Here is a 26,168-nt window from a genome sequence, read left to right as displayed (position 1 = left end):
TTCATGGAACAGGCGGTTTTCTACATCATCCTGGCGGCCTTGTTCGGCCTGTTCATGGCCTGGGGCATCGGCGCCAACGACGTGGCCAACGCCATGGCGCCCTCGGTGGGCTCGCGGGCGATCACCATCAAGCAAGCCATCCTGATCGCCGGCATCTTCGAGTTTGCCGGCGCGGTGCTCGCCGGCGGCGGTGTCACCAGCACGATTCGCAAGGGCATCGTCGATGCCTCGCTGATGCAGGGGCAACCGGAATTACTGGTCTACGGCATGCTGGCCGCGCTGCTGGCCGCGGGGACCTGGCTGCTGGTCGCCTCCGCGCGCGGCTGGCCGGTCTCGACCACGCACACCATCATCGGCGCGGTCGTCGGCTTTGCCGCCATCGGCATCGGCACGGCCGCGGTGCACTGGGACCAGGTCGGGCGCATCGTCATGAGCTGGGTCGTCAGCCCGATGCTCGCAGGCTTCATCGCCTGGCTGCTTTTCACCAGCGTCCAGCGCCTGGTACTCGACCGCTCCGACCCCCTGCAGGCGGCGCGCCGCTACGTGCCCGGCTACATCTTCCTGGCCGGCTTCTTCATGACCCTGGTGACCGTCTTCAAGGGCCTCAAGCACATCGGCATCGAGCTCGATACCGTCCACGCCTACGGCCTGGCCGTGGCCATCGGCGTCATTGTTGCCGGCATCGGCACGATTTTCATCCAGCGCATCCCCGACACCGACCTGCAGGACACCGAGTTCCACTACTACACCGTCGAGCGCATCTTCGGTGTCCTGATGGTGGTCACCGCCTGCTCCATGGCCTTCGCCCACGGCTCGAACGATGTCGCCAACGCCATCGGGCCGGTTGCCGCGGTGGTCAGCGTCGCCGGCAGCGGCAGCGTGGACCAGCAGGCCATCGTGCCGATCTGGATCCTGGTGCTCGGCGGAACCGGCATCGTCATCGGCCTGGCGACCTACGGCCACCGGGTGATTGCCACCGTCGGCAGCAACATCACCGTGCTCACGCCCAGCCGGGGCTTCGCCGCAGGTCTGGCGGCGGCGGCGACCATCGTGATGGCCTCCGGCACGGGCCTGCCGATTTCCACCACCCACACCGTCGTCGGCGCGATCCTCGGCGTGGGTCTGGCGCGCGGCATCGCCGCCATCAACCTGCAGACCGTCGGGTCGATTTTCATGTCCTGGATCATCACCATCCCGGCCGGCGCCCTCTTGTCGGTGATGTTCTTCCTGATCATCCGGGCCATCGCCTCGTTGTAAACCTGCCGGCTCCGGCTTGACCCACTCCCTGCACGGCCCTATATTAGACTTTCCTTAATTAATACCGCGGGTTTCGGATGCCAACCGACTTGTCCGATCTCGATCACGACCAGGCACGCAGCGCCGCGGCGCTTCTGCGCGCGCTGGCCAATCCCACTCGCCTGATGGTGCTGTGCTCGCTGGTCGAAGGCGAACACGCCGTTGGCGCGCTCAACGCGCGCATCCCCATGAGCCAATCCGCCCTGTCGCAACACCTCGCCCGACTGCGCGAGGAAGGGCTGGTCGCCACGCGCCGCGAGTCACAGACGATCTACTACCGGATCGCCGATCCAGTGGTGCTGGAACTCATCACGCCGCTGCACCGTCGATTCTGCACTCGGCATGAGGCAGAAAACGGGCCTTGACAATTAAATTAGATATTTCTTATATTATGGCTGTGCTCACCGGGAAGGACCCACGCCATGAACATCGACCGACTCGTTTTCGCCTTCGCAGGCTTCATGATTCTCCTCAGCGTCGTGCTGTCGCAACTGCACAGCGTCTACTGGCTTTTGCTGACCGCATTCGTCGGCCTCAACATGCTGCAGGCCGCCTTCACCGGCTTCTGCCCCCTGGCCCGCATCTTGAAGTCGATGGGCAAGCAACCCGGACGGGCCTTCAACTGATGCGTGGCCTGCTGTCAGCCACCCTCATTGCGCTGGCTGCCTCTGCCGTCTCGGCCGAGGAGCCCGCGCCGTCCTGGGTCGAGGACGCCCGCGCCGGCGCCGGCGCGCTGGGCAGCCAGTTGCAGCAGGCCCTGCAGGCGGCGATGGCCGAAGGCGGGCCGGTGGCGGGGATCGAGGTGTGCCGGGTTCGTGCGCCGGAAATCGCCGACAACGTATCCAGCGACAGCCGCCGGGTCGGCCGCACGTCCCTGAAGGTACGCAACCCCGATAACCGCCCCGACAGCTGGGAGACCCGCATGCTGCAGGAGTTCGAACAACGCCTCGCCGACGGCGAAGCGCCGGGGCAGATCGATGCCTTTGCACTGCGCCGCAAGGGCGAGCGCCGTTTCCTGCACTGGATGAAGGCCATCCCCACGCAAGGCCTTTGCACCACCTGCCACGGCCAGGACCTGCAACCGGACGTCGCCGAGGCGATCGACGCCGCCTACCCGCGGGACCAGGCCCGTGGTTATTCCGTCGGTGACCTGCGCGGCGCCTTCTCGGTCGAAGTCGAGCTTGATTCGGACTGAGACCGGGCACGCACACCCTCCGCTTCCCCCATCCTCCGGCAAGATCGGCGGGCTTGCCCATCGAGCAGACCGACTGCTGGCACGCCCCTCCGGTTCAGGCTAAAATAGGCGGCTGCCCCGCCGGCTGTCGACATTCGCTCGGCGGGAGCACTCGCAGCCCGGATTTCTATCATCTTCCGGGCGTGTCAGCCAACGAGTCACACCCGGCCGATTCGACGGGGGATCGGCGCCAACGCTTGCGACCGCACCGGCGCAGGCCCTGGAGGACTGTCAATGAATCTGTTTGAAACCATCCACACGACCGAGCACGAGCAGGTCATCTTCTGTCACCACAAGGATGCCGGCCTGAAGGCCATCATCGCGATCCACAACACCACGCTCGGACCGGCCCTGGGTGGCATGCGCATGTGGCCCTACGCCACGGAGCAGGATGCCCTCGACGACGTGCTGCGCCTGTCGCGCGGGATGACCTACAAGGCGGCGGTCGCCGGCCTCAACCTCGGCGGCGGCAAGTCGGTCATCATCGGCGACCCGCGCAAGGACAAGTCCGAAGCGCTGTTTCGCGCGGTCGGCCGCTTCATCGATTCCCTCAACGGCCGCTACATCACGGCCGAGGACGTCGGCATCGACGTCAACGACATGGAATACGTCTTCCAGGAAACCGACAACGTCGTCGGCGTCCACCAGGTTCACGGCGGCTCCGGCGACCCGTCGCCGTTTACCGCCTTCGGCACCCTTCAGGGCATTCGCGCCAGCCTCCAGCGCCAGTTCGGCGACGAGGAGATCGGCAAGTACAGCTACGCCGTCCAGGGCGTGGGCCACGTCGGCATGGAGCTGGTCAAGCTTCTGCGCAAGGAAAACGCCAAGGTCTTCGTGACCGACATCAACGAGGAAGCCGTCCAGGCCGCCGTCGACATGGGCTGCGAGGCCGTGGGCACCGACGACATTTACGACGTGGACGCCGACGTCTACGCACCCACCGCGCTGGGCGCGACGGTCAACGAACAGACCATCCCGCGCTTCAAGTTCAAGGTCGTGTGCGGCGCCGCCAACAATCAGCTCGCCACGGAAGAATGCGGCGACGAACTCGAGCGCCGCGGCATCATCTACGCGCCGGACTACGCGGTCAACGCCGGCGGGCTCATGAATGTCTCGATCGAGTTCGAAGGCTACAATCGCGAGCGCGCCAAGCGCATGACCCGCGCCATCTACTACAACGTCTCGAAGATCTTCCAGATCGCCGAGCGCGACGGCATCCCGACCTGGAAAGCCGCCGACCGCATGGCCGCCGAGCGCATCGCCATGGTCGGCAAGCTGAAGCTGCCGTTCATGGGCCGCTCGCACCGCTTCCCGGGCCGCGAGCGCGGGAATCACTGACCAAAAAAGGTTTCAGGGTTCAGGTTTCAGGGTTCAGGTTAAACAACGGCTCCCCCTGAAACCTGAAACCTGAAACCTCAGACCTTCTCAACCCCCGACGCCACCCGGTCCGAGAACTGCCATGAAACTATCCGAAGACATCGAGATGCTGCGCGAGAGCGTGCGTCGATTCGCCGAGGAATCGATTGCCCCGCGCGCCGAGGAGATCGACGCCGCCAACGAGTTTCCGCAGGAACTCTGGCAGGCGCTGGGCGAGATGGGGCTGCTGGGTATCACCATTCCGGAAGAGCACGGCGGCTCGGACATGGGCTACCTGGCGCATCTCGTGGCGATGGAGGAAATCTCGCGCGCCTCGGCCTCGGTCGGCCTGTCCTACGGCGCCCATTCGAACCTGTGCGTCGACAACCTGTGCCGCAACGGCAACGAGGCCCAGCGCGAGAAGTACGTGCCGAAGCTGGTCTCCGGCGAATGGGTCGGTGCGCTGGCCATGTCCGAACCGGGAGCGGGCTCCGACGTGGTCGGCTCGATGAGTTGCCGCGCCGAGAAGAAGGGTGACGTGTGGGTCGCCAACGGATCGAAGATGTGGATCACCAACGGTCCCGAATGCGACGTGGCCCTGGTCTACATGCGCACCGCCGGCCAGGATGCCGGCAGCAAGTGCATGACCGCATTCATCGTCGAGAAGGACTTTGCCGGCTTCAGCAAGGCGCAGAAGCTCGACAAGCTCGGCATGCGCGGCTCCAACACCTGCGAGCTGGTCTTCGACAATTGCGAGATCCCGCAAGAAAACGTGCTCGGCGAAGTCAACGAGGGCGTCAAGATCCTCATGTCGGGCCTCAACTCCGAACGCCTGGTGCTCTCCGGCGGCCCCATCGGCATCATGCAGGCAGCCATGGACAACGTGCTGCCCTACATCCGCGAGCGCAAGCAGTTCGGCCGCACCCTGTCGGACTTCGGCCTGATGCAGGCCAAGGTCGGCGACATGTACGCCGCCCTGCAGTCTTCCCGGGGCTTCGCCTACCAGGTCGCGGCCGACTACGACGCCGGCGAACGCTCGCGCATCGACGCGGCCGCCTGCCTGCTGCACTGCTCGACCAGCGCCGTCAACGTCGCCCTCGAAGCCATCCAGGCCCTCGGCGGCAACGGCTACATCAACGAATACCCCACCGGCCGCCTGCTCCGCGACGCCAAGCTCTACGACATCGGCGCCGGCACCAACGAAATCCGCCGCATGCTCATCGGCCGCGAACTCGCCGCCGGGCGCACCTGATCAAAGCGGTCAAGCCCGAAAACCTTTAAAACGCAAAGACGCGAAGCAGCAAAGGACGCAAAGAAAGGCGGAAACAGAGAAAACATCGAACCCACGGAAGACACGGAGATCACGGAAATTGAAGATCAATAAGATGTATCTCTTTTGTGTATTCCGTGTTGCCCATGGCTCGAGGTTTAATTTCACAAGGTTTTCTTTGCGTTCTTTGCTGCTTTGCGTCTTTGCGTTAGAAAAGGTTTTGATTTTCACTGCTCCATCCGGAACCTGAGATGACCGTCGAGATTGCCCTGGTCTTCGTCATCATCGGTATCGCGCTCTACCTGTTCGCGACCGAGAAGTTCCCGCTCGACATCACCGCCTTCCTGATCCTGATCACGGTCCTGGCGATTCCGCAGCTGTTCCACTCGCAGTGGCTGCTCGATCGAGGCGTGGACCTGGAATCGGCGTTTCCCACGATCGAAGAGGGGCTTTCGGGGTTTTCCTCCTCGGCGACGATCACGGTGCTGGCGATGTTCATCCTGTCGGCCGGCATCCAGCGCTCGGGCCTGGTACACGCCGTGGGCAAGGCGCTGGGGCCGCTGTTCGGCGGTTCGGAAACACGCCAGATGATTCTCATCACCCTGCTGGTCGGACCGATATCGGGCCTGATCAACAACACCGCCGCCGTCGCCGTGGCCATCCCCCTCGTGCTGGACATGGCCCGGCGAGCGGGCGCGAAGGCCTCGCGCCTGCTCATGCCGCTGAGCTTCTTCGGCATGATGGGCGGAACGCTGACGGTGATCGGCACGTCCACCAATCTGCTCGCCTCCAACATCCTTGCCCGCGACGACGCGTTCGGCCGCCAGATCGGCATGTTCGAGTTTCTGCCCGTGGGCCTGGCCGTACTCGCTGCCGGCCTGATCTACTTCCTCACCCTGGGTCGCTGGCTGTTGCCGAAAACCGACCGGGCCAACGTGCACGACGAATCCGAAGAGACCTTCGTGTTCGAGGTCAGCATTCCCTCCGGCAGCGACCTGGTCGGCAAGAGCTGCAGCGAAGCCGATTTCGTCAGCCGCCATCATGTCTCCGTCCTGCGCCTGGTGCGCGGTAGCGAATCCCACGTCAAGCGTGCCGAAACCACGCGCCTGAAAGTCGACGACATCCTCCACCTGCGCGGCACGCGGCGCCAGGTGATGGACCTGGTCAAGAGCGAGGAAGTCGAAGTCATTTCGGAGTTCGGCGAGCGCCGGCGCCTGCGCCGCGACGGCAAGCTCGCGCGCGTGCTGCTGCGCAACGACCGGGTCTTCAAGAACGTCACCGGCGACAGCGTCGGTTTCTGGAAACGCTACAGCGCGCGCCTTGTGGGCCTGGAGACCGATTCGGTGCGCTCGCGCCGCCTCGCCGACGAGCGCCTTCGCGTCGGCGAAATCGTCCTGATCGCGATCTCAGCCACTGCCCTGGTTCGACTGCGGCGCCACCCGGATGTCATCGTACTCGACGTCACCGAGGACCGTTTCGACAAGCGCCGCATGTGGACGGCCGGCGCGATTCTCGGCGGCGTGGTCACCGCCGCAACCATCACACCGCTACCGATCGTCATTACCGCGCTGATGGGCGTGATGGCGATGTTCTTCACCGGCATCCTCCGGCGCGAGGACTTGTACTCGGGTGTCAGCTGGAACGTCATCTTCCTGCTTGCCGGGGTCATCCCCCTGGGCATCGCCATGAGCAAGTCCGGCGGCGCGGCCTGGCTCGGCGGCCTGCTGGCCCATCACGCCGGCGACTGGCACCCCCTGTTCCTGCTCATGGCCCTGTACCTGGTGACCGCGCTGCTGACCGCGATCGTCTCGAACAACGCCGCGGTGGTCATCCTGGTGCCGGTCGCGCTGTCGATCGCGCAATCGCTCGACATGGCCGTCCTCCCGCTCGCCCTGGTCGTGATGTTCGGCGCCTCTTCGAGCTTTCTCTCCCCGGTCGGCTACCAGACCAACACCATGATCTTCGGCACCGGGCTCTATCGCTTCACTGATTTCGTGCGGGTCGGCACGCCGCTGAACCTCATCCTGATGGTCGTCACCAGCCTCGCCATCTACGCCCTCTATCCCCTGCAGCCGGGCTGACGGTCGGTGGACCCTAGTCCCTAGTCCCTAGTCCCGTTTCCGGACTACCGCCTACGACAACCTGAACCCTGAGCGCTGAACTCAACGTGCGATAATATTCGGCTGAGTTTCCACCACCCACGGATTTTCCCATGACCGATTCCATTGTCATCGTTTCCGCCCGCCGCACCGCCATCGGCTCCTTCCAGGGCCAGTTCGCCCCGCTCAAGTCGCCCCAGCTGGGCGCGGCCGCGATCAAGGCCGCGCTGGGCGATGCCGGCGTCGACGGCGCCGACGTTTCCGAGGTCATCATGGGCTGCGTGCTGCCGGCCGGTGTCGGCCAGGCCCCGGCCCGCCAGGCCTCACTGGGTGCCGGCGTACCGGTCAGCACCGGCTGCACCACCATCAACAAGGTCTGCGGCTCGGGCATGAAGGCCGTCTTCCAGGGACACGACGCCCTGCTGGCCGGCTCGGCCGACATCGTCGTCGCCGGCGGCATGGAATCGATGACCAACGCCCCCTTCATGGCCGAACGCGGCCTGCGCATGGGCCACGCCAAGTTCCTCGACCACATGTTCTTCGACGGCCTGCAGAACCCCTATGACGGGCAGATGATGGGCCAGTTCGGCGAGCAGTGCGTGGCCAAGTACGGCTTCACGCGCGACGAGCAGGATGCCTTTTCGAAGGCCTCGGTCGAGCGGGCCCTGGCGGCGATCGAATCTGATGCCTTCGGCGCCGAGATCGCACCGGTCACGGTCAAGACGCGCAAGGGCGAGTCCGAAGTCGACACGGACGAAGAGCCGGCCAACTGCCCGATCGACAAGATGCCCAAGCTGCGCCCGGCCTTCGCCAAGGACGGCACCATCACCGCGGCCAGTTCCTCGAAGATTTCCGACGGCGCGGCGGCCACGGTGCTGATGCGCGCCTCCGAAGCGCAGTCACGCGGGCTCAGCCCGCTGGCGCGCATCGTCGCCCACGCCACCCATTCGCAGGAGCCGGAGTGGTTCACCACCGCACCTGTGGGCGCCATCAAGAAGGTGCTCGACAAGGCGGACTGGCAGGCCGGCGACGTCGACCTGTTCGAGGTCAACGAGGCCTTCGCCGCGGTCACCATGGCGGCGATGAAGGAACTCGACCTGCCGCACGAGAAGGTCAACGTCAACGGCGGCGCCTGCGCGCTGGGCCATCCCATCGGCGCCAGCGGTGCACGCATCCTCGTCACCCTGATCCACGCCCTGAAGGCCCGCGGCGGCAAGCGCGGTGTCGCCAGCCTGTGCATCGGCGGGGGTGAGGCCACCGCGATCGCCGTCGAGCTCCTCTGAAGCGATGACGGATCGGGTCACCATCGTCGAGGTCGGACCGCGTGACGGGCTGCAGAACGAGCCCTACACCATCCCGACCCAGGTCAAGATCGAACTGATCGAGCGCCTCGGCGACACGGGCTTGCCCGTCGTCGAGGCGACCAGTTTCGTCGCCGCCCCGGCCATTCCCCAGCTGGCCGATGCCGAGGAAGTCTTCAGCCGCTTCGAGCGGACGCAGGGCGTTCGCTACCCGGTACTGGTTCCCAACGTCAAGGGCTACGAGCGCGCCCGCAAGGTGGGGGCCGAGGAGATCGCCGTGTTCACGGCCGCCTCCGAAGCCTTCAACCGCAAGAACATCAACTGCTCGATCGCCGAGTCACTGGAACGCTTCGCGCCCGTGCTGGCCCGCGCCCGCGAGGACGGTGTCCGGGTACGCGGCTATGTCTCGACCGTGCTCGGCTGCCCCTACCAGGGCGAGGTGCCGGTCGCCGACGTCGTGCGCGTCGCCGAGGCCCTGTTCGAAGCCGGCTGCGCCGAGATTTCGCTGGGCGACACCATCGGCGTGGGCACGCCGGTGAAGGCGCGCGACATGCTCGAGACGGTCGCGAAGTCCGTGCCCATGGAACAACTGGCCGTGCACTTCCACGACACCTACGGCCAGGCCCTGGCCAACATCCACGCCTGCCTGGACGCCGGCGTGCGCGTGGTCGACTCCTCCGTCGCCGGCCTCGGCGGCTGCCCCTACGCCCGCGGTGCGACCGGCAACGTCGCCACCGAAGACGTCGTCTACATGCTCAACGGCCTGGGCCTGGAAACCGGCGTCGACCTGATGCAACTCGCCCGCGTAGGCGACTGGATCGCCGGCGAACTAAACCGCCCCCGCTCCCGCACCGGCCAGGCCATCCTCAAACGAAGTTAGAGATACATCAAGAAAACAAGGAAACCACCGAAAACACCGAAGACACCGAATGAGTGACTCGAGCGCCCCTCAGCCAGACCTGCTGTACGCCGAATTGACGGAGCGTATCAGGCAGACGGCATTTGAAATCCATCGATACTTCGGGAACGGATTTCTGGAAAAGGTCTACGAAGGCGCGCTCGAGAATCGTCTGCAAAAGCAGGGAATTTCAGTTCATCGTCAAGCCCCGCTCAGGGTGAAGGACGAGGACGGCACAACAGTAGGACACTACACAGCCGACTTGATCATCGCTGGTCGTGTATTAATCGAAATCAAGGCCACGGGGAACCTGGTTCCCGAGCATCAAGCACAACTTTTGAATTACCTGAAAACAACGGGCATTAAGGTTGGCTTGATAATCAATTTCGGCAATCGAAAATTGCAACTCAAGCGAATGGCTCTCTAGCATTTTCGGTGTCTTCAGTGTATTCGGTGGTTACACGGTTTTTCGCACTCTTCAATTAGTAATAGAACAGGAGCCAAGCATGGATACCAAGAACATCAAGGCCGTCATTACCGGCGGCGTTTCGGGACTGGGCCTTGCCGTGGCCGAGCACTTCGTTTCGCTCGGCGGCAAGGTCGCCCTGCTCGACGTCAACGAGGACAAGGCCGCCGACGCCGTCGGCAAGCTCGGCGACGGCAACGCGAAGTTCTTCAAGACCGACGTCACCAGCGAATCGCAGGTCGAACAGATCCTCGGCGAGGCGAAGGACTGGCTCGGCGGACTCAACGTCGCCGTCAGCTGCGCCGGCATTCTCGGCGCCGGGCGCGTGCTCGGCCGCGAGGCGCCGATGCCGCTCGAAACCTTTTCGCAGACGGTCATGGTCAACCTCGTCGGCAGCTTCAACATCGGCAAGGCCGCGGCCAACCTGATGCAGCACAACGAGCCCAACGACGACGGCGAGCGCGGCGTGATCATCAACACCGCTTCCGTGGCCGCCTACGAGGGCCAGATCGGCCAGGCGGCCTATTCGGCCTCCAAGGGCGGCGTGGTCGGCATGACCCTGCCGATGGCGCGCGAATTCACCCGCTTCGGCGTGCGCGTGATGACCATCGCCCCGGGCGTGTTCCACACCCCCATGGTCGACGTCATGCCTGAGACGGTGCAGCAGGCCCTGGCCGAATCCATCCCCTTCCCCAAGCGACTGGGCAAGCCCGAAGAGTTCGCCCGCCTGGCCGGCCACATCGTGGAAAACGCCTACTTGAACGGCACCACCCTGCGCCTCGACGGCGCCGTCCGCCTGGAACCGAAATAAGGGGCCGGCAACATCCTCGATCGAACCCCGCGTAGGTCGGAGTCGCATCCCCGACCTACGCGGATTTCACCAAGCCATCGCGGCGAAGCCGCCCCGCAATCACCCGACGCGCCGCCGGAACACCGAACACCGAACCCCTTGTATTTCCTGAAACCTGAAACCTGAAACCTAACGAAGCATTGACGCCTCGGCAACACACTTGACGTACCATCCGGCGCGCAAGATCATGATCCGAGAATAACCCGAACAACCTGAGGGAGACCCGCATGGAAAGCCTGCAACAGTGGTACGCCAACATCGAAACAGCGCAGATCCTGGCCATCGCCTGGAAAGTGATCGGCGCGCTGCTGATCTTCATCATCGGCCGCTGGGTCGTCAAAGGCGCCGTCGGGCTCGCGCGCAAGACCATGAGCAAGCGCCAGCTTGACGCCATGCTGGTCGCCTTCCTGGGCACCATCCTCTACATCGTCTTGCTGCTGTGCGTGCTTCTGGCGTCCATCAGTTACCTGGGCGTTTCCGTCACGCCGCTGATCGCCGTACTTGGTGGTGCCGCACTGGCCGTCGGCCTAGCGCTGCAGAACAGCCTGTCGAATTTTGCCTCCGGCGTGATGCTGGTGGGACTCAGGCCCTTCACCAAGGGACACTTCGTCGAGGCCGGCGGCGTGTCCGGCACGGTCGAACGCGTGGCCCTGTTCAACTCCTACCTGGTCACGCCGGATAACCGCAGCGTGATCGTGCCCAACAGCCAGATCACCTCAAACCCGATCACCAACTACTCGGCCTTCGACACGCGCCGCTGCGACCTGCTGATCGGCGTCGACTACGGCGACAATCTCAAAGTCGCCCGCGACACCATCTGGAAGGTCATCACCGGCCACGAAAAGGTACTGGACGATCCCGAGCCGGCCATCCTGGTCATGGACTTGGCGGACTCCAGCGTCAACTTCGCCGTTCGTCCGTGGGTGAAGTCCGAGGATTACTGGGTCGTGCGCAGCGAACTGCTCGAGAAGATCAAGACCGAACTCGAAGCCGCCGGCTGCTCCATCCCGTTCCCCCAACGCACGGTCCACCACGTCAACGACGGCAGCTCGGCCGGTTCGGACTGAGGGCGCTCCAAAAAAACCTGGTAAACGCAAAGACGCGAAGACGCGAAGAAATCAAAAAGAACCAGAATTGTTCATTTGGTTCATTTGGTTCCTTTGCGTCTTTGCGTCTTTGCGTCTTTGCGTTTTAAAGGTTTTGAATTTGGAATATCGCACCAGGCATCAATCAGTCCTCGGCCTTGATGGACTGGATGATGTACCCGCCCGACTTCTCGTCGGGCTTGAGCTCCAGCATCCCGGCGCCGCGGGCTTCCTCGAGCAGGTTATTGAAACTCTTGAAGCCGTGGTAGGACTCGCTGAAGCCGGGCTTGCGGCGCTTGAGCGCCTGCTTGACCATCGACCCCCAGACCTTCTCCTCGGCGTCGCGGTCGGCGAACAGGGCCTCGGCCGTTTCCAGCACCAGGTCGAAGGCCTCTTGCTTCTTGTCGTCGACCGGCTTGGCCGCCGTTTTCTTCTTCTTCGAGGTCTTCTTCCTGGCCGGCTTCTGCGGCTTCTTGCGAATCAGGTCGTCGTAGAAGATGAACTCATCGCAGTTGGCCATCAACAGGTCGGAGGTCGAACTCTTCACGCCCACGCCGATCACGGTCTTGTTGTTCTCGCGCAGCTTGGAGACCAGCGGCGAGAAGTCCGAATCGCCGCTGAGCAGCACGAAGGTATCGACGTGACCCTTGGTGTAACAAAGGTCCAGCGCATCGACGACCATGCGGATATCCGCCGAGTTCTTGCCCGACATGCGCACGTGCGGAATGTCGATCAGCTCGAACGCCGCCTCGTGCATCGGCGGCTTGAACTCCTTGTAGCGCCCCCAGTCGCAGTAGGCCTTCTTGACCACGATATTGCCTTTCAGGAGCAGTCGCTCGAGCACCTTCTGGATATCGAAGGCCTCGTAGCGCATATCGCGCACGCCCAGGGCGATGTTCTCGAAATCGCAGAACACGGCCAGGTTGCGGGTCGGGTTGGAAGTCATGGCTTAACCGTTGCAGGTGAGATATTTGGCGATACTTTGCGGGAAAAATCTTTAAAACGCAAAGACGCAAAGACGCGAAGAAAAGAAGAATGGAAAAGAGAATAACGAAGAACAGCTTGAGTCCCATGCAAGGCGTGATCTGCGACAGTTAATTTTTCCTTGGGGTTTCTTTGCGTCTTCGCGTCTTTGCGTTTCAAAGGTTTCAAACGACAACCCATCCGAACCCCCACCGGCGGACTACCAACCCCCACCGCCACCACCGCCGCCACCGCCGCCGGAGACGCCACCACCCCCGCCGCCGGAGCTCGACCCGGGTGCGGTAGAGGCCGACGCCGTGGCGCTGGCCAGGCCCGAGCCCAGGGCCGTGCCCAGTCCCGCGGCCGTCAGGCGACCGCCGCTCATCGTGGCCGGGTACCAAGTGCGCGACTGCGCGGTACCAGCCTGCGCCGCGGCCTCGATCTCGGCGGCAAAGCGCTCGGCCCAGGTATCGGCCGCATCGAGGGCCACGGCATAGGGCAGCAGACGCTCGAACTCCTCGAAGGTCCGCGGCGGCGCCTGTTCATGGCGCGCCTCGATATCGTCGCGCTCGGCCACCGTCAGGTACAGGCGCAGCCCCTCGACATGGTCGAGCAGCGCTCTACCGCGCATGGTCGGCGCGCGCATCCAGCTCCAGAACAGGCCGTTGACGATGCCGATGACGACCACGATCAGGCCCGGAAGCCAACCGATCATGTTGCCGAAGATGCCCAGCACCACCACGCTGGCGATGACGAACGGCAGGCTGAAGGCGGTCATCAGGATCGCGCCGATCAGCCCGGTCACGCCCTTGAGATCGCGCCAGGTGCGGTACACGCGCATCACCAGCACCGCCGTGCCGATGTTCCAGATCGTCTGGTGAACGGCCAGGAAGCCGGCCAGGAACTTCTCGTCGCCCGGCAGGCTGAGCACCATGGCGACCAGGGTGACCACCGAAATCACGATGCCGGGAATCACCCACCAGCGATTGAGCTTGAAGTAGCGCCCCTCCATCCGTCCCGACAGGGCCTTCTCGTGCGCCTTCAGGGCCGCCCGGATCTCGGCGTGGTTGCTCTGCTTGAAAACGATGCGATCGCCCGGCGCCTCGAGCAACTTCGAAAGAAGCTTGCCCTCGGTCGCCGACTCGGTCTCGCCGTCGAGCCGCTCGGCCACGTAGTCGTCGTCGTCCTTGTCGAGCCGGATCGCGCCCTTGACCGCCAGGCTGACCAGCGCGGCGGCCAGGCAGGTCTTGTCGTAGCCCATTTTCCAGACATACCGCAGCATGCCCGGCGAGTAACCCTCGGGCGGGTCATAGCGCGGGTAGACGGCACCGCCGTCCGGATCACGCCCCACGCGCACCCAGGCGAACAGGTACCAGAGCACGATCGCGATCGTGCCGACGCCCCCGATCACCGTCACGCGGTTGTCCTCCAGGTCCTTCTGAAACTCTTCGGCCGCGGTGGGCTCGCTCACCAGTCCCTTGGGAAAGCCCACGACCACGGTCAGGCCTTCGTTGGGCGCCAGGCGCCGCGTCGTCTCGAAGCGCGCGCGCCGGCCGCTGATCACCTCGCCCGTCGCGTCGCCGCCGGACTCACCCTGCCGACCGGTATAGGCATCCAGCCTCAGATCCTCGCGCGAGGCACCGGCAGGCAGCGTCACCACCGCGCTGGCGCGCTCGATCGGAAATCCCCAGGCGTTGCCGGTGACGTTCCAGTACAGCTCGTCGTAGCCATCGAAGAAACCGACCTGCCAGCCGGTCCGGTAAACCAGGGTATAGGTATGCTCACCCGGTTCGAGCATGCGGCCTTCGCTACCCATGTAGATGCGCACACCGTTGCTGATCGACTCGACGCGCCGGTCTTCCAGCTCCCCGTTGCGGCGCAGGCTGACCAGCTCGAATGGCACCGTCGTGCGCCGGCCGCTGCGATCCTCGTAGCGGGTCGGAAAGTCGCGGTAGATGCCGCGCCGGATATCGCGGCCTTCGGCAACCACGGTGATGCGTTCGGTCACCTCCAGCTCGCCCGAGGCCTGTACCTCGATCTCGCTGGCGAACTCGACGATGCGCTCCTCGGCCGCCACCGCCATGGGCAGCAGCAGGAGCGCGAGCAGAAACTCCCTCATGAACAAGATCCTCAGTCTGTCGTTTCCGATTGCAGCAGCCCGGCCACCTGCGGCGCCGACCGTGCCTCGATGCCGGCGCTGAAAAAGGCCTCCTCCTCGAAGCCCAGGAGCCGGGCCACCAGGACGTCGGGAAACTGCTGGATTCGCGTATTGAGCTCGCGCACCGCCCCATTGTAGAAACGCCGTGCGTGCGAGAGCAGATCCTCGGTTGCCACCAGCTCGCCGGTCAACTGCTGGAAATTCTCCGTCGCCTTGAGCTCCGGATAATCCTCGGCCAGCAACAGCAGCCGACCCAGCCCGGCCGCGAGCGCCGTTTCCGCCCCCGCCATGGCCTGCGCCTGCTGCTTCTCCTCCGCTTCCTTCGCACGCGAACGCAGCGCCGTGACCTCCTCCAGAACCCGCTGCTCGTGCCCACTGTAAGCCTTCACCGCCGCCACCAGCTGCGGCACCAGGTCGTGCCGACGCTGCAACTGCACGTCGATATCGGCAAACCCGTTCTTCACCAGGTTCCGAGCCCGCACCAGCCGATTGAAAATCACCACGACCCACACCAGCAGGACGACGAGCACGGCAATCAGGATTCCCTCGATCATGGAGCAATTCTAAGCCAATTGCATTGTTCCCGGGCTCTGGAAAGAAAGTCCCTAAAACGCAAAGACGCTAAGACGCAAAGAACGCAAAGAAAGCCTGAAAAGATAGAACCTGGGGCCACGGAAGGCACGGAAGAAGGCCACCTCTAGTTTTTCAATTTCCGTGTATTCCGTGGTTCCATTGTTTTCTCGATTCTCTTTTTCTTTCTTTGCGTTCTTTGCTGCTTTGCGTCTTTGCGTTTGAGAGATTTTGTCCGCCCAAACCTTGGCACCAAACATGAACGATGCAACAATTCCTTGATGAACCGACAATCGAAAACCGTCATCTTCAGCCACGGCCACCTCTCCAGCCCTGAGAGCCTGAAGATTCGCGAGCTGGCGCCGCTGGCGAAGCAAGCCAGCCTCGAGACCCTGGCCATCGACTACCGCGACCTGCAGGACGAGCCGCTTGCCCGCGCCGAACGGCTGATCGCGGCGATCGGCGAACAATCCGCACCCCCGATTCTCGTCGGTTCCTCCCTGGGCGGCTGGGTCTCCATGCACGCGGCCGAAACCGTGCCCGTCGCCGGCCTGTTCCTGATGGCCCCGGCGCTGTTCCTCGAAGACCGCGTCCCCGACGGCGTGGTGCCCGAAAGCTACACGCCGCGAACGGCCAAGCTAGCCGTCGTCCACGGCTGGCACGACGACATCATCCCCTGGCAACACAGCCTGCGCTTCGCCCAGGCCAACAAGGCCGCCCTGCACCTCCTGGACACCGACCACCGCCTCGAATCCGCCCTACCCCAGCTCAAGGCGGTATTCACTGAATTCCTGCGGGCAATGGCCGGCTGAGCAAAGTCAAAACCTTGTAAACGCAAAGCAGCGAAGCAGCAAAGAACGCAAAGAACGCAAAGAAGGAAGAATCATGGGAAACCACCGAAGACACCGAATTCACCGAAAACCCATCAAGAATCGACTGAGCATCGGTTCAATTGAAGTGTCCGAAGAAATCGATCTCAATACCGCTTGAGTATTTTCTTCGGTGTATTCGGTGTATTCGGTGGTTCCTAGATTTTTATCCTTTTTACTTCCTTTGCGCTCTTTGCTGCTTCGCTGCTTTGCGTTCCAAAGATTTTGCCCGCCCTGAGCCAGGCAACTGTCGATCTACGACTGCAAATCGTCCAGGTCGCGATACTCCTCCAGCGCCTCGGGGTTCGCAAGCGCCGAGGTGTTCTTGACCTCGCGGCCGTGGATCACGTCGCGAACGGCCAGTTCGACGATCTTGCCCGAGACGGTTCTGGGGATATCATTCACGGCCACGATCTTCGCCGGCACGTGGCGCGGGGTGGCGTTGGCGCGCACGGTCTTGCGGATGCGGTCGCGCAGTTCGTCATCCAGCTCGACGCCGTCACGCAGCCGCACGAACAGCACCACGCGCACGTCGCCCTCCCAGTCCTGGCCGACGCAGATCGACTCGAGGATCTCGTCGAGCTTCTCGACCTGGCGGTAAATTTCGGCCGTGCCGATGCGCACCCCGCCGGGATTGAGCGTGGCGTCCGAGCGGCCGTAGATCACCACGCCGCCCCGTGGCGTGAGGCGCGCATAGTCGCCGTGTGACCACACGCCGTCGAATTTCTCGAAGTAGGCCTTGTGGTAGCGCTTGCCGTCGGGGTCGTTCCAGAACCTGACCGGCATGCAGGGAAACGGCATCGAACAGGTCAGCTCGCCCGTTTCATCCTCGACCACCCGCCCGTCGTCGGCGCGGATTTCGACCTTCATGCCCAGGCCGCGGCACTGCAGTTCACCGCGGTAGACCGGCAACAGCGGGTTGCCCAGCGCGAAGCAGGACACGATATCCGTCCCGCCGGAGATCGAACTGAGCTGCACGTCCTCGGCGACGTCGCGGTAGACGTAGTCGAAGGACTCGGGCAGCAGCGGCGAGCCGGTCGAGAGAATGGCCTTCAGGTGCTCGAGCTTGTGCGACTCGCGCGGCTTGATCCCGGCCTTGTCGCAGGCGGCGATCCACTTCGCGCTCGTGCCCAGCACCGAGATGCCGACCTCGTCGACCAGGTCCCAGAGCACCTTGCCGCTCGGATGGAACGGCGAGCCGTCGTAGAGCACCACGGTCGAGCCCACGGCCAGGCCCGAAACCAGCCAGTTCCACATCATCCAGCCGCAGGTCGTGAAATAGAACAACGCGTCGTCGCGCCGCAGGTCGGTGTGCAGCTTGAGCTCCTTGAGATGCTGCAGCAGCGTACCGCCGGCGCCGTGGACGATGCACTTCGGCACCCCGGTGGTACCCGAGGAGTAGAGAATGTACAGGGGATGATCGAAGGGCAACTGCGCGAACTCTACATCTTGCGAGCCGTTGTCGGCAAATTCGCCCCACATGACCGCGTTTTCGAGCCCGGAAAGATCCGGGCCGTCGTCCATGTAGCCGGTGACGACGATACGCTCGATCGATGGCATCCTTCCGGCCAGCTCGGCCACCCGGCCCAGGCAGTCGTGCACCTTGCCGTTGTACTGGTAGGCGGCGGCGACGAACAGCACCTTCGGCTCGATCTGCCCGAAGCGGTCCATCACCCCCTGCACGCCGAAATCCGGCGAGCAGGAGGAAAACACCGCGCCGATCGAGCTCGCCGCCAGCATCGCGATGACGGTCTCGGGCAGGTTGGGCAGGTAGGCGGCCACGCGGTCGCCCTCTTTCACGCCCATCGCCCGCAGCGCCGCGGCCACGCGGGCCACCTCGGCGTAGAGCTCGGCGTAACTGATCTTCCGATGCACCCCGTCCTCGTTGGCGAAGACCAGGGCCGTGCGCTCGTCGCGGAATTTCAGCAGGTTCTCGGCAAAATTCAGGCGCGCCTGCGGGAACCAGCGCGTGCCGGGCATCGCCGGCCAGTTCTCGACCGTGTCGTGGCCGCGGGTCTCGGCGACCACGTCGCCGAACTCCCACATCGCCTTCCAGAAGTCCTGCGGATGATCCACGGACCACTGGTACATCGTGTCCCAGTCGCGCACGTGCGGGTCGAGCTGCTGGTTGATGAGCTGGATGAAGCGGGACAGGTTGGCCCGGGAACGTCGCTCGGCCGACGGCCGCCAGAGGGGTTCGGTCATGGTCTTGACTGCAATCCGTTGGAAATCCAGCCCCAGAGGGTACCCAACTCGACCCCGCATCGTCACCTGTACTTTGGTGCGTTGCCGCCCCTTCGCCGAGCGTCTCGCGTAGAATTCGGGCTTTCCCGAACGACTGACGAGTATCATGAAAAAGATTGCGACCCTGCTTCTTCTAGCTACCTGCGCCATCCAGGCCCAGGCTCAGGACCCGCGCGTGTGGCTCGACACCGACCGCGGCCCCATCATCATCCAGCTGTTCCCGGCCGACGCGCCGGTCACGGTGGACAACTTCCTGCGCTACGTCGATGACGGGTTCTACGATGGGCTGGTCTTTCACCGGGCCGTTTCGGACGAGATCTTCATCGTGCAATCCGGCGGCTTCGACCGGGACCTGATCTACCGGGAACCCACCTACGACGACATCGTCAACGAAGCCGACAATGGCCTGGGAAACCTGCGAGGCACGATCTCCATGGCCCGCCAGAGCGCTCCGGACTCGGCCTCCTCGCAGTTTTTCTTCAACGTCGAGGACAACGACGCCCTTGACCCCGGCAACGCCTCGGATGCCGGCTACGCGGTATTCGGAGAAGTCGAGGTCGGGATGGGCATCATCGACGCCATGGGCGAGCAGCCGACGAGCTCGATCACCTCGCCGCTGGGCACGCTGCGCGACTTCCCGCGCGACACGCCGGTCATCGAGCGCGCGGTGCGCGTCGACGAGGGTTTCCCGCTGATGCCCGACCACAGCGGCTCCTGGTTCGACCCGGCGACCAACGGCGTCGGATTCAACATCGAGATCGCCAACGGCAACGACGGCCAGGGCCCGATTGCCAACGTCTACTGGTACAACTTCGACGAGCAGCGCCAGTTCTGGCTGGTCGGCAGCACCCCCTTCGACTACGGCGACACCGAGGTCACGGTCGACCTCTCCAGTCACCCGGCCGACGAGGAAGGGATCGGCTTCCAGAACCCGCCCGAGTCCGACTTCTCCAGCTACGGCACGCTGACGCTGAGCTTCAGCGACTGCACCAGCGGCACCGTCGCCTATGACCTGCCCGGCTACGGCAGCGACGAGATCGCCATCGCGCGCCTGTCGCAGCCCGACGACTTCAACTGCGAAGGCTGAGCGCAATCATGGCCGCCCTGCTGCGCATCGAGCATCTCGACAAACGCTACGCGGGCGGCCTGCACGCGCTCAAATCGGTCAACCTGGACATCGAGCACGGCGAGATCTTCGCCCTGCTCGGCCCCAACGGCGCCGGCAAGACCACGCTGATCAACGTCATATGCGGCATCGTCACGCCCACCTCGGGCACGGTGTCCGTCGATGGACACGACACCGTCCGCGATTTCCGCTACACGCGCCGGCACACGGGCCTGGTGCCGCAGGAGCTCTACACCGACATGTTCGAGACCGTGTTCGACACGGTCAGCTTCTCGCGCGGCCTGTTCGGCCTCGCGCCCGACCCGGCGCATATCGAGCGCGTGCTGCGCGATCTCTCCTTGTGGGACAAGCGCAACCACGCCATCATGACGCTTTCGGGCGGCATGAAGCGGCGCGTACTCATCGCCAAGGCCCTCGCGCACGAACCGAAACTGCTGTTTCTCGACGAACCCACCGCCGGCGTCGACGTGGAGCTGCGGCGCGACATGTGGCGCATGATCGAGAAGCTGCGCGGAACCGGCGTGACCATCGTGCTCACCACCCACTACATCGAGGAAGCCGAGCGCATGGCCGACCGCGTCGGCGTGATCCGCCGCGGCGAGATCATCCTGGTCGACGAGACCGCCTCCTTGATGAAGAAACTCGGCCGCAAGCACCTCAGCCTGCACCTGCAAGAGCCCATGAGCGAACTGCCCGAATCACTCGCCGACTGGACGCTGACCCTGGCCAACCGCGGGCGCCGTCTCGACTACAGCTTCGCCGCCGAAGAAGAGCACGCCTGCGTCCCGGCCCTGCTCAAGCGCCTGCAGGCCCGGGGCATCGAGTTCACCAACATCAACACGCGCCAGAGCACGCTCGAGGAGATCTTTGTCGACCTGGTGCACGAAGACGACGAGACGACGGAGGGCCGGGCATGAGCGCGCCGATGCTCAACCTGCGCGGCACCTGGGCCATCTACAAGTTCGAGATGGCGCGCTTCAAGCGCACGCTGTGGCAGAGCCTGGCCACGCCTATCCTGACCACGGTTCTGTATTTCATCGTCTTCGGCTCGGCCATCGGCTCGCGCATCGGCGAGATCGACGCCGTCGACTACGGCGCCTTCATCGTGCCGGGCCTGATCCTGCTGACGGTGTTCACCCAGAGCCTGAACAATGCTTCCTTCGGCATCTACATGCCGCGTTTTTCCGGCACCATCTACGAGATCCTCTCCGCACCCGTATCCACCGCGGAGCTCGTCCTGGCCTACGTCGGTGCCGCGGCCACCAAGTCGGTGCTGCTGGGGATCATCATCCTGCTCACCGCGCAGCTGTTCGTCGACTTGCACATCGGCCAGCCGGTGTGGATGCTGCTCTACCTGCTGATGGTGGCGTTCGCGTTCAGCCTGGCGGGGTTCATCATCGGCATCTGGGCCGAGGGCTTCGAAGCCCTGCAGTTCATCCCGATGCTGGTGGTCACACCGCTGACCTTCCTCGGCGGCGTGTTCTACTCCATCGACATGCTGCCGCCGATCTGGCAGACGGTGAGCCTGTTCAACCCCATCATCTACATCGTCTCGGGCTTTCGCTACTTCTTCTTCGGCTCGGGCGACGTCAGCGTCTGGGTCAGCCTCGCCGCCCTGGCCGGCTTCATCGCCGTATGCCTGGCAATCGTCTCCTGGATCGTAAGAACAGGACACCGGCTGAAATCCTGAAATACCGCAAAGCCACCACTCACCACCCGAACCAAAGAACCAAATAAACGTAGGATGCCTGGAGCGAAGCGCAACGCATCAGCCAGCCCAAACCGCAGCCGATGCGTTACGGCCTCCGGCCTCCACACATCCTACGACCCCCACCCAGACCAACGCACGCACCCCACACGGCGAAGCCGTCCCCCTGGCCCCTGGCCCCTGGTCCGTAAACCGTAAACCGTAAACCGTAAACCGCGGAATCATCGACCGTAGGATGCGTGGAGCAAAGCGCAACGCATCAGCCACGCCCAACCGCAGCCGATGCGTTGCGCTACCGCTCCACGCATCCTACGACCCGACACTCCTATCGCAGGCGCCTCTCACGGCCAAGCCGTCCCCCAATACCATCCGCGCCGCACCAAAACACCGCGGCTGATCCGCCCCGGAACCCGAGCCCTACTTCCGCTCGTCTCCCCGACCACCGCCGCGGCGCGAATCACCGCCGCGCGAACGGCTCGGGGCCGAGCCGCGCGACGAACGCGAACTGTCCGACCCGCGGCTGCTGCGCGCCGGCGCGGACGAACGACCGGACCGACTCGGCGTCGATGTGCGCGAACGCGGCGGGCTCGACGACTTCGAACTGCGGCTCGGGCTGGATGATTCCGCCCGGGGCGCCGAACGAGACGGCGCTGAACGCGACGGAGCCGAGCGAGAAGGCGCCGAGTCGCGGCTGCTCGAGCGGCTACGGCTGGGTGCCGACTGCCGACCGGGCGAAGACGCGGCACCGCGCGACGACGATGAAGATGAACGGCTACTGCGCGCCGGAGCGGAGGAACGCCCCGAGGACTCGCTCGAACGCACGGTCAGACCGCGCGGCACCGAGGTGGAAGATCGCGAGCTATCCTTCCGCGAGCTTCGTGCACTACCCGAACGCTCGGACGAACGCTCAGATGAACGCTGGGACGAACGCTCCGAGGAACGCTCGACGCCCCGAGACCGGCTCGTGGCGGACTCACGCGAGCTCGAGCTGCTACCGCGAAGCGACTCGCTCACGCGGCCGGCACGACCGGCGGACGAGCGCCCCGAATCCGAGGAGCGCGTCCGCGAGCTGGCACGCTCCGACGACCTGGCGCGTTCCGGCGCACTGCCGGTCACGCTGCGATTGCTTTCACGCGACTCGCTGGCGGCGCGCTGCGTGCTTCGCGTCTGTGTACGGCTGCTGTCGCGCTCGCGGGATTGCACCCGGGCCGACTGATTACCACGACTGCTGCCGCGAAGGTCGGCGACCCGGTCGGAACGACTCGTGCCGCGCTGGCTCGACGACTTCCTGGCGCCGAAATCCGTCCTGGAACGACGCTGCTCGGCCCATTCCCTCCGCGCATCGCGCTTCTGCGCCGACTTGCGGTTCGCGGGCAGGGAAGAACGACTGCTTTCGACGAAACGCGTCTGTTCCACCCGGCCGCGGTAACTCACGCCACGGCGATGAACCGGGTCGTGCTTCCAGTGGCGGGCATCACTGAATCGGGCCACTTCGCGACCCGAGCGGAAGCGATGATCCCGGTAGTAGTGGTGATGATGGTTGACCACCACGACCCGGCGCTGCGCCCAGTGGAAGGAGCTGAAGTAGAAGCTCGGGCGGATCGTGTACGGGCGACCCCAATGGAAGCCGACGCTCACGTTGAAGCCGCTGGGACGATGCCAGTAGCGCGGCGGGTGGCTGGACCAGCGCCAGCTCGAGTAGACCACGCGCGGATCGTAATACGGGACGTACACCACGCGGGTGCGTGCCGGCTCGATATAGATGTATTCCTTCTCGCGCACGACCTTGACCCGGTCGTTGCTCTTGAGGTGGCCCTGAGAATAGGCCTCCGAGCGCAGGTACTGGATCGAGGCGATCACGTCGTCTTCCTGCGCCAGGAAGGCATCGCCCAGGTCCTGCGTCCAGTCGAGGTCCTCGTCCATGCGTTCGAGCAGGTCGGGAAAGGCCACCAGCGCCTTCACGCTGGGATCCCAGTCGTAGCCCTCAACCGCCGCCACGGCATCCTCGCCGCGCAAGCCGGGCCGCTCGCGCGAAAAGCGCGCCGCCTGGATCACCTCGAGCGGGTAAGTGGCCGCGATCAGCACGTGCGAGAGCACGCTGTCGGGATACAGCGCCACCGGCGCCAGCATCGAATCGAGCTCGGCCTGGCTGAAGTAATTGTCATCCGCCCGGGCGGGCCCGGTCATGCTGCAGCCCACGGTCAGGGTCAGGATGGTCGTCATAACCAGCGTCGTCAGGGTTTTCATAGGATTGCCTCCTTCGCGGCAAATCGCTGCGCGTGGCCACTTTGTACCAAGACCTGCCTGAAGTCAGGCTGAACGGGGCCGGCCGCCGGCGCGGCCGCGGCCGGAGGTTTCAGGGTTCAGGTTTCAGGTTTCAGGCGGCAACTTTGGGGCATTGCGGGGCGGCTTTGCCGCGAGAACGGATCGAGGGCGTAGGTCGGGGATGCGACGGCGACCTACGCAGCCTCCGCCAAACCCCACGACCCATCGGCCACCCCCACACCCAACGCGGCGCCGCCGCCCCCCAACGCTTTCTGTCTTCGGGTTTCCTGAAACCTGAAACCTGAAACCTAAAAACCCCTGTCACACTTTCCCCGCCGTTTGCGACTGACCCGTTAACCGATCGCAAACGACACGGAAAACCATGACAACCTTGATTCGCATCCTGGCACTCGCCCTCGCCTTGATCGCCGCCCCGGCTTTCTCGGCCACCTACTGGGTGGGCAGCTCCGCCGCCTGCACCGGGCCCAACGTCCACGCCAACCTGTCCTCGGCGCTTCTTTCGGCGGCGTTCAGCGCCGGCAGCGATGAGATCAGGCTGACCAATACGCTCACCTACTCCGGTTCCAACGGCAAGGTCACGCTCACCGACTGGGATCCCGGTGCCGCCGGCAGCCTGACCATCTCCGGGGGCTACCCGAACTGCTTCACCAGCCCATCCGGACGCACGAATTTCGGAAACACCACGGGAACGGCCGTCACCGTCCAGACCAGCTCGCAAGCGCAATCGAACGTCACACTCACAAGACTCAACATCCGCTCGGCCGACACGGGCCTGTCGGCCACCGGCGGCGCCTCGGTCGTCCTCGACGACGTGCGCATCGGCGACCACGATCTGCGAGGCATCCTCGTCGATGGCGGCGCCTACGTGGACATCCAGGCCGATTCCATCGTGGAGGACAACGGTGATCGCTACACGGGAACCAACTGGGGCGGCGGGGTCTACTGCAACGGCTCCAACTCCGAGGTGACGCTGCGCGGACAGCTCCGCGCCGGCTCGGCCGTCAGGGGCAACAATGCCTACCTCTCGAACGGCTGTTTCATGATGTTGATGGGCGGATCGACCATCAGTGGGGGCGGGGGAACCGCCGACTACGGTGGCGCCGTATACGTCGACAACGGCGGCGAACTCTACAGCAATGGCGGAAGCCAGCGCGTTACGATCGCCGAGAACTTCGCCTGGCTGGGGGGCGGCGGAGTCTACGTCAATGGCACGGGTCGCGCCACTTTGGTCAATACATATCTGAAGAGCAACTGGAGCCTGAGCGGCGGGGCGGCGATCCATGCCGTCAACGGCGGCACTTCGGGCAGCCCTCAAGTCACAATGGACCGGGCCTCGAGCTGCCCCTTCCAGATCAGTTGCTCCGAGATCGAGGGCAGCCGGACGGACGCCAGCGTCGTCTTCGTGAGCAATTCCTCCGTTCGAATCAACAGCACGCTCATGGAACTGAACCAGTCATGGACCATCGATCCGGACTTCATGTCGCTGATTCACGGCGCCAACGGCGCGCTGGTTCGCCTGGGTCATGTCGGCATGTACAACAACACAACGGACACGGCGATCTGGAACGAGGGCGCCCAGTTCGAGATCCAGCACGCCACCATCGCCCGCAACACCGCCTACGTGGACAGCGGAACACCGCCGCCGTCTGGCGCCCTGCTCTCCCAGGGCGCCGGGGCCGCCAATTACCTGCACAACTCGATCATCGCCGACTCCACCGGCATCGACCTGCAAGCCGGCTCCATCCAGTCGGAGTGCAACCTGGCCGACAGCGATCCGGGCGACCTGCCCGCGGGCACCTACTACATCGCCACACCGCAGTTCATCAATATCGCCGGCGGCGACGCCCGCCAGACATCCGCCTCACCGGGCGTGGACATGTGCCAGCAAAACGCCCTGCTGTGGTCATCAACCCGCGACATCGAATATCAGACCCTGCCGGTCAACGACGCCAGCAACAACCAGGGCAACCCCGGTCAGTCCGGCGGCTACTACGACGCCGGCTTCGACGAAAACCACATGAACGTCGGCGAAGACCACTTCACCCTGACCGCATCCCGCACCGGCACCGGCAGCGGCTCCGTCATCAGCGTACCGCTCGGCATCGCCTGCGGCAGCGACTGCTCCGAAGTCTTCTTCAACGGCACCCTGGTCGAACTGCACGCCGTAGCCGCCTCCGGCAGCACCTTCAGCGGCTGGTCACCCAACTGCCCGCTGCCAAGCGGCAACATCTGCTACATCAGCGTGACCGCCGATACCACCATCACCGCCAGCTTCGACTCCGGCCCGGCCGAGGACGTCATCTTCACCGACCGCTTCGAAACCGCGCCATAGCGGGCCGCTGGCGTGGCGCTGATTGGTGTTTTGGTGCTTTGGTGTTTTGGTGCAGCA

23 protein-coding genes are annotated in these 26,168 nt (G+C 64.3%); 17 read left to right on the top strand and 6 right to left on the bottom strand.

Annotated elements, in window-relative coordinates:
• Nucleotides 1–3: 3 nt before the first annotated feature.
• The 12 genes from ACDC67_RS08005 (at nucleotide 4) to ACDC67_RS07950 (ending at nucleotide 11,837) form a co-directional block, all read left to right on the top strand.
• Entirely contained in the window at nucleotides 4–1,257 is a 1,254-nt protein-coding gene (locus ACDC67_RS08005; protein ID WP_376692111.1) for an inorganic phosphate transporter, read from the top strand.
• A 77-nt stretch (nucleotides 1,258–1,334) separates the two neighbouring features.
• Nucleotides 1,335–1,661 (top strand): ArsR/SmtB family transcription factor, encoded by a 327-nt coding sequence (locus tag ACDC67_RS08000; RefSeq protein ID WP_376692110.1) that lies wholly within the window; start codon nucleotides 1,335–1,337, stop codon nucleotides 1,659–1,661.
• Nucleotides 1,662–1,718: 57 nt separating this feature from the next.
• Nucleotides 1,719–1,922 (top strand): YgaP family membrane protein, encoded by a 204-nt coding sequence (locus tag ACDC67_RS07995; protein ID WP_376692109.1) that lies wholly within the window; start codon nucleotides 1,719–1,721, stop codon nucleotides 1,920–1,922.
• The gene (locus ACDC67_RS07990; RefSeq protein WP_376692107.1) at nucleotides 1,922–2,491 is read left to right on the top strand and encodes a Tll0287-like domain-containing protein; all 570 of its coding nucleotides are present in this window, start codon (nucleotides 1,922–1,924) and stop codon (nucleotides 2,489–2,491) included. The genes ACDC67_RS07995 and ACDC67_RS07990 overlap by 1 nt, the downstream gene beginning before the upstream one ends.
• Nucleotides 2,492–2,764: 273 nt before the next feature.
• Nucleotides 2,765–3,868, top strand: coding sequence for a Glu/Leu/Phe/Val dehydrogenase dimerization domain-containing protein (locus ACDC67_RS07985; RefSeq protein ID WP_376692105.1), 1,104 nt, complete (start codon nucleotides 2,765–2,767; stop codon nucleotides 3,866–3,868).
• A 121-nt stretch (nucleotides 3,869–3,989) separates the two neighbouring features.
• Nucleotides 3,990–5,138 (top strand): isovaleryl-CoA dehydrogenase, encoded by a 1,149-nt coding sequence (locus ACDC67_RS07980; protein WP_376692103.1) that lies wholly within the window; start codon nucleotides 3,990–3,992, stop codon nucleotides 5,136–5,138.
• Nucleotides 5,139–5,407: 269 nt separating this feature from the next.
• Nucleotides 5,408–7,237, top strand: a complete 1,830-nt coding sequence (locus tag ACDC67_RS07975; RefSeq protein ID WP_376692102.1) for an SLC13 family permease — start codon at nucleotides 5,408–5,410, stop codon at nucleotides 7,235–7,237.
• Nucleotides 7,238–7,368: 131 nt separating this feature from the next.
• Complete coding sequence (locus ACDC67_RS07970) at nucleotides 7,369–8,538, top strand: acetyl-CoA C-acyltransferase (RefSeq protein WP_376692100.1); 1,170 nt, start codon at nucleotides 7,369–7,371, stop codon at nucleotides 8,536–8,538.
• 4 nt (nucleotides 8,539–8,542) lie between these two features.
• Nucleotides 8,543–9,436, top strand: coding sequence for a hydroxymethylglutaryl-CoA lyase (locus ACDC67_RS07965; protein ID WP_376692098.1), 894 nt, complete (start codon nucleotides 8,543–8,545; stop codon nucleotides 9,434–9,436).
• 49 nt (nucleotides 9,437–9,485) lie between these two features.
• The gene (locus ACDC67_RS07960; RefSeq protein ID WP_376692097.1) at nucleotides 9,486–9,881 is read left to right on the top strand and encodes a GxxExxY protein; all 396 of its coding nucleotides are present in this window, start codon (nucleotides 9,486–9,488) and stop codon (nucleotides 9,879–9,881) included.
• A gap of 79 nt (nucleotides 9,882–9,960) precedes the next feature.
• Nucleotides 9,961–10,731, top strand: a complete 771-nt coding sequence (locus ACDC67_RS07955) for an SDR family NAD(P)-dependent oxidoreductase (RefSeq protein WP_376692095.1) — start codon at nucleotides 9,961–9,963, stop codon at nucleotides 10,729–10,731.
• Nucleotides 10,732–10,997: 266 nt separating this feature from the next.
• On the top strand, nucleotides 10,998–11,837 hold the full coding sequence (locus tag ACDC67_RS07950; protein WP_376692094.1) for a mechanosensitive ion channel family protein: 840 nt from the start codon (nucleotides 10,998–11,000) through the stop codon (nucleotides 11,835–11,837).
• Nucleotides 11,838–12,000: 163 nt separating this feature from the next.
• Here ACDC67_RS07950 and ACDC67_RS07945 read toward each other — a convergent pair whose 3' ends face one another.
• From ACDC67_RS07945 to ACDC67_RS07930, 4 genes are all read right to left on the bottom strand, one after another.
• Nucleotides 12,001–12,801, bottom strand: a complete 801-nt coding sequence (locus ACDC67_RS07945; RefSeq protein WP_376692092.1) for an NYN domain-containing protein — start codon at nucleotides 12,799–12,801, stop codon at nucleotides 12,001–12,003.
• A gap of 237 nt (nucleotides 12,802–13,038) precedes the next feature.
• Complete coding sequence (locus tag ACDC67_RS07940; RefSeq protein ID WP_376692090.1) at nucleotides 13,039–14,937, bottom strand: DUF2207 domain-containing protein; 1,899 nt, start codon at nucleotides 14,935–14,937, stop codon at nucleotides 13,039–13,041.
• Nucleotides 14,938–14,948: 11 nt separating this feature from the next.
• Complete coding sequence (locus ACDC67_RS07935; protein ID WP_376692088.1) at nucleotides 14,949–15,530, bottom strand: LemA family protein; 582 nt, start codon at nucleotides 15,528–15,530, stop codon at nucleotides 14,949–14,951.
• 51 nt (nucleotides 15,531–15,581) lie between these two features.
• A complete protein-coding gene (locus ACDC67_RS07930) occupies nucleotides 15,582–15,863 on the bottom strand; it encodes a hypothetical protein (RefSeq protein ID WP_376692086.1) in 282 nt (93 codons plus the stop codon).
• On the opposite strand from ACDC67_RS07930, the gene ACDC67_RS07925 reads away from it, so the two are divergent.
• Nucleotides 15,828–16,358 carry an alpha/beta hydrolase gene (locus tag ACDC67_RS07925; RefSeq protein ID WP_376692084.1) on the top strand — a complete coding sequence of 177 codons (531 nt, stop codon included), beginning with the start codon at nucleotides 15,828–15,830 and terminating at the stop codon, nucleotides 16,356–16,358. The two genes, ACDC67_RS07930 and ACDC67_RS07925, sit on opposite strands and share 36 nt — an antisense overlap.
• A 312-nt stretch (nucleotides 16,359–16,670) precedes the next feature.
• On the opposite strand, the gene ACDC67_RS07920 is transcribed toward ACDC67_RS07925, so the two are convergent.
• A complete protein-coding gene (locus tag ACDC67_RS07920) occupies nucleotides 16,671–18,620 on the bottom strand; it encodes an acetoacetate--CoA ligase (RefSeq protein WP_376692083.1) in 1,950 nt (649 codons plus the stop codon).
• 145 nt (nucleotides 18,621–18,765) lie between these two features.
• Here ACDC67_RS07920 and ACDC67_RS07915 point away from each other — a divergent pair, with 145 nt between their 5' ends.
• From ACDC67_RS07915 to ACDC67_RS07905, 3 genes are read left to right on the top strand one after another with little or no spacing between them, the layout of a single operon-like run.
• Entirely contained in the window at nucleotides 18,766–19,746 is a 981-nt protein-coding gene (locus ACDC67_RS07915; protein WP_376692081.1) for a peptidylprolyl isomerase, read from the top strand.
• A gap of 8 nt (nucleotides 19,747–19,754) precedes the next feature.
• Nucleotides 19,755–20,702 carry an ABC transporter ATP-binding protein gene (locus ACDC67_RS07910; RefSeq protein WP_376692079.1) on the top strand — a complete coding sequence of 316 codons (948 nt, stop codon included), beginning with the start codon at nucleotides 19,755–19,757 and terminating at the stop codon, nucleotides 20,700–20,702.
• Nucleotides 20,699–21,475, top strand: a complete 777-nt coding sequence (locus ACDC67_RS07905; protein WP_376692078.1) for an ABC transporter permease — start codon at nucleotides 20,699–20,701, stop codon at nucleotides 21,473–21,475. The genes ACDC67_RS07910 and ACDC67_RS07905 overlap by 4 nt, the downstream gene beginning before the upstream one ends.
• A 435-nt stretch (nucleotides 21,476–21,910) precedes the next feature.
• Here the strand turns inward: ACDC67_RS07905 and ACDC67_RS07900 are convergent, their stop codons facing one another.
• On the bottom strand, nucleotides 21,911–23,740 hold the full coding sequence (locus tag ACDC67_RS07900; RefSeq protein WP_376692077.1) for a DUF3300 domain-containing protein: 1,830 nt from the start codon (nucleotides 23,738–23,740) through the stop codon (nucleotides 21,911–21,913).
• Between the two features lie 400 nt (nucleotides 23,741–24,140).
• Between ACDC67_RS07900 and ACDC67_RS07895 the strand changes: the two genes are divergently transcribed.
• Complete coding sequence (locus ACDC67_RS07895; RefSeq protein ID WP_376692075.1) at nucleotides 24,141–26,111, top strand: InlB B-repeat-containing protein; 1,971 nt, start codon at nucleotides 24,141–24,143, stop codon at nucleotides 26,109–26,111.
• The last annotated feature ends 57 nt before the right edge of the window (nucleotides 26,112–26,168 follow it).

This window comes from Wenzhouxiangella indolica (assembly GCF_042310355.1).
GTDB lineage: Bacteria > Pseudomonadota > Gammaproteobacteria > Xanthomonadales > Wenzhouxiangellaceae > Wenzhouxiangella.
This window is presented reverse-complemented; position numbering and strand designations above follow the sequence as displayed.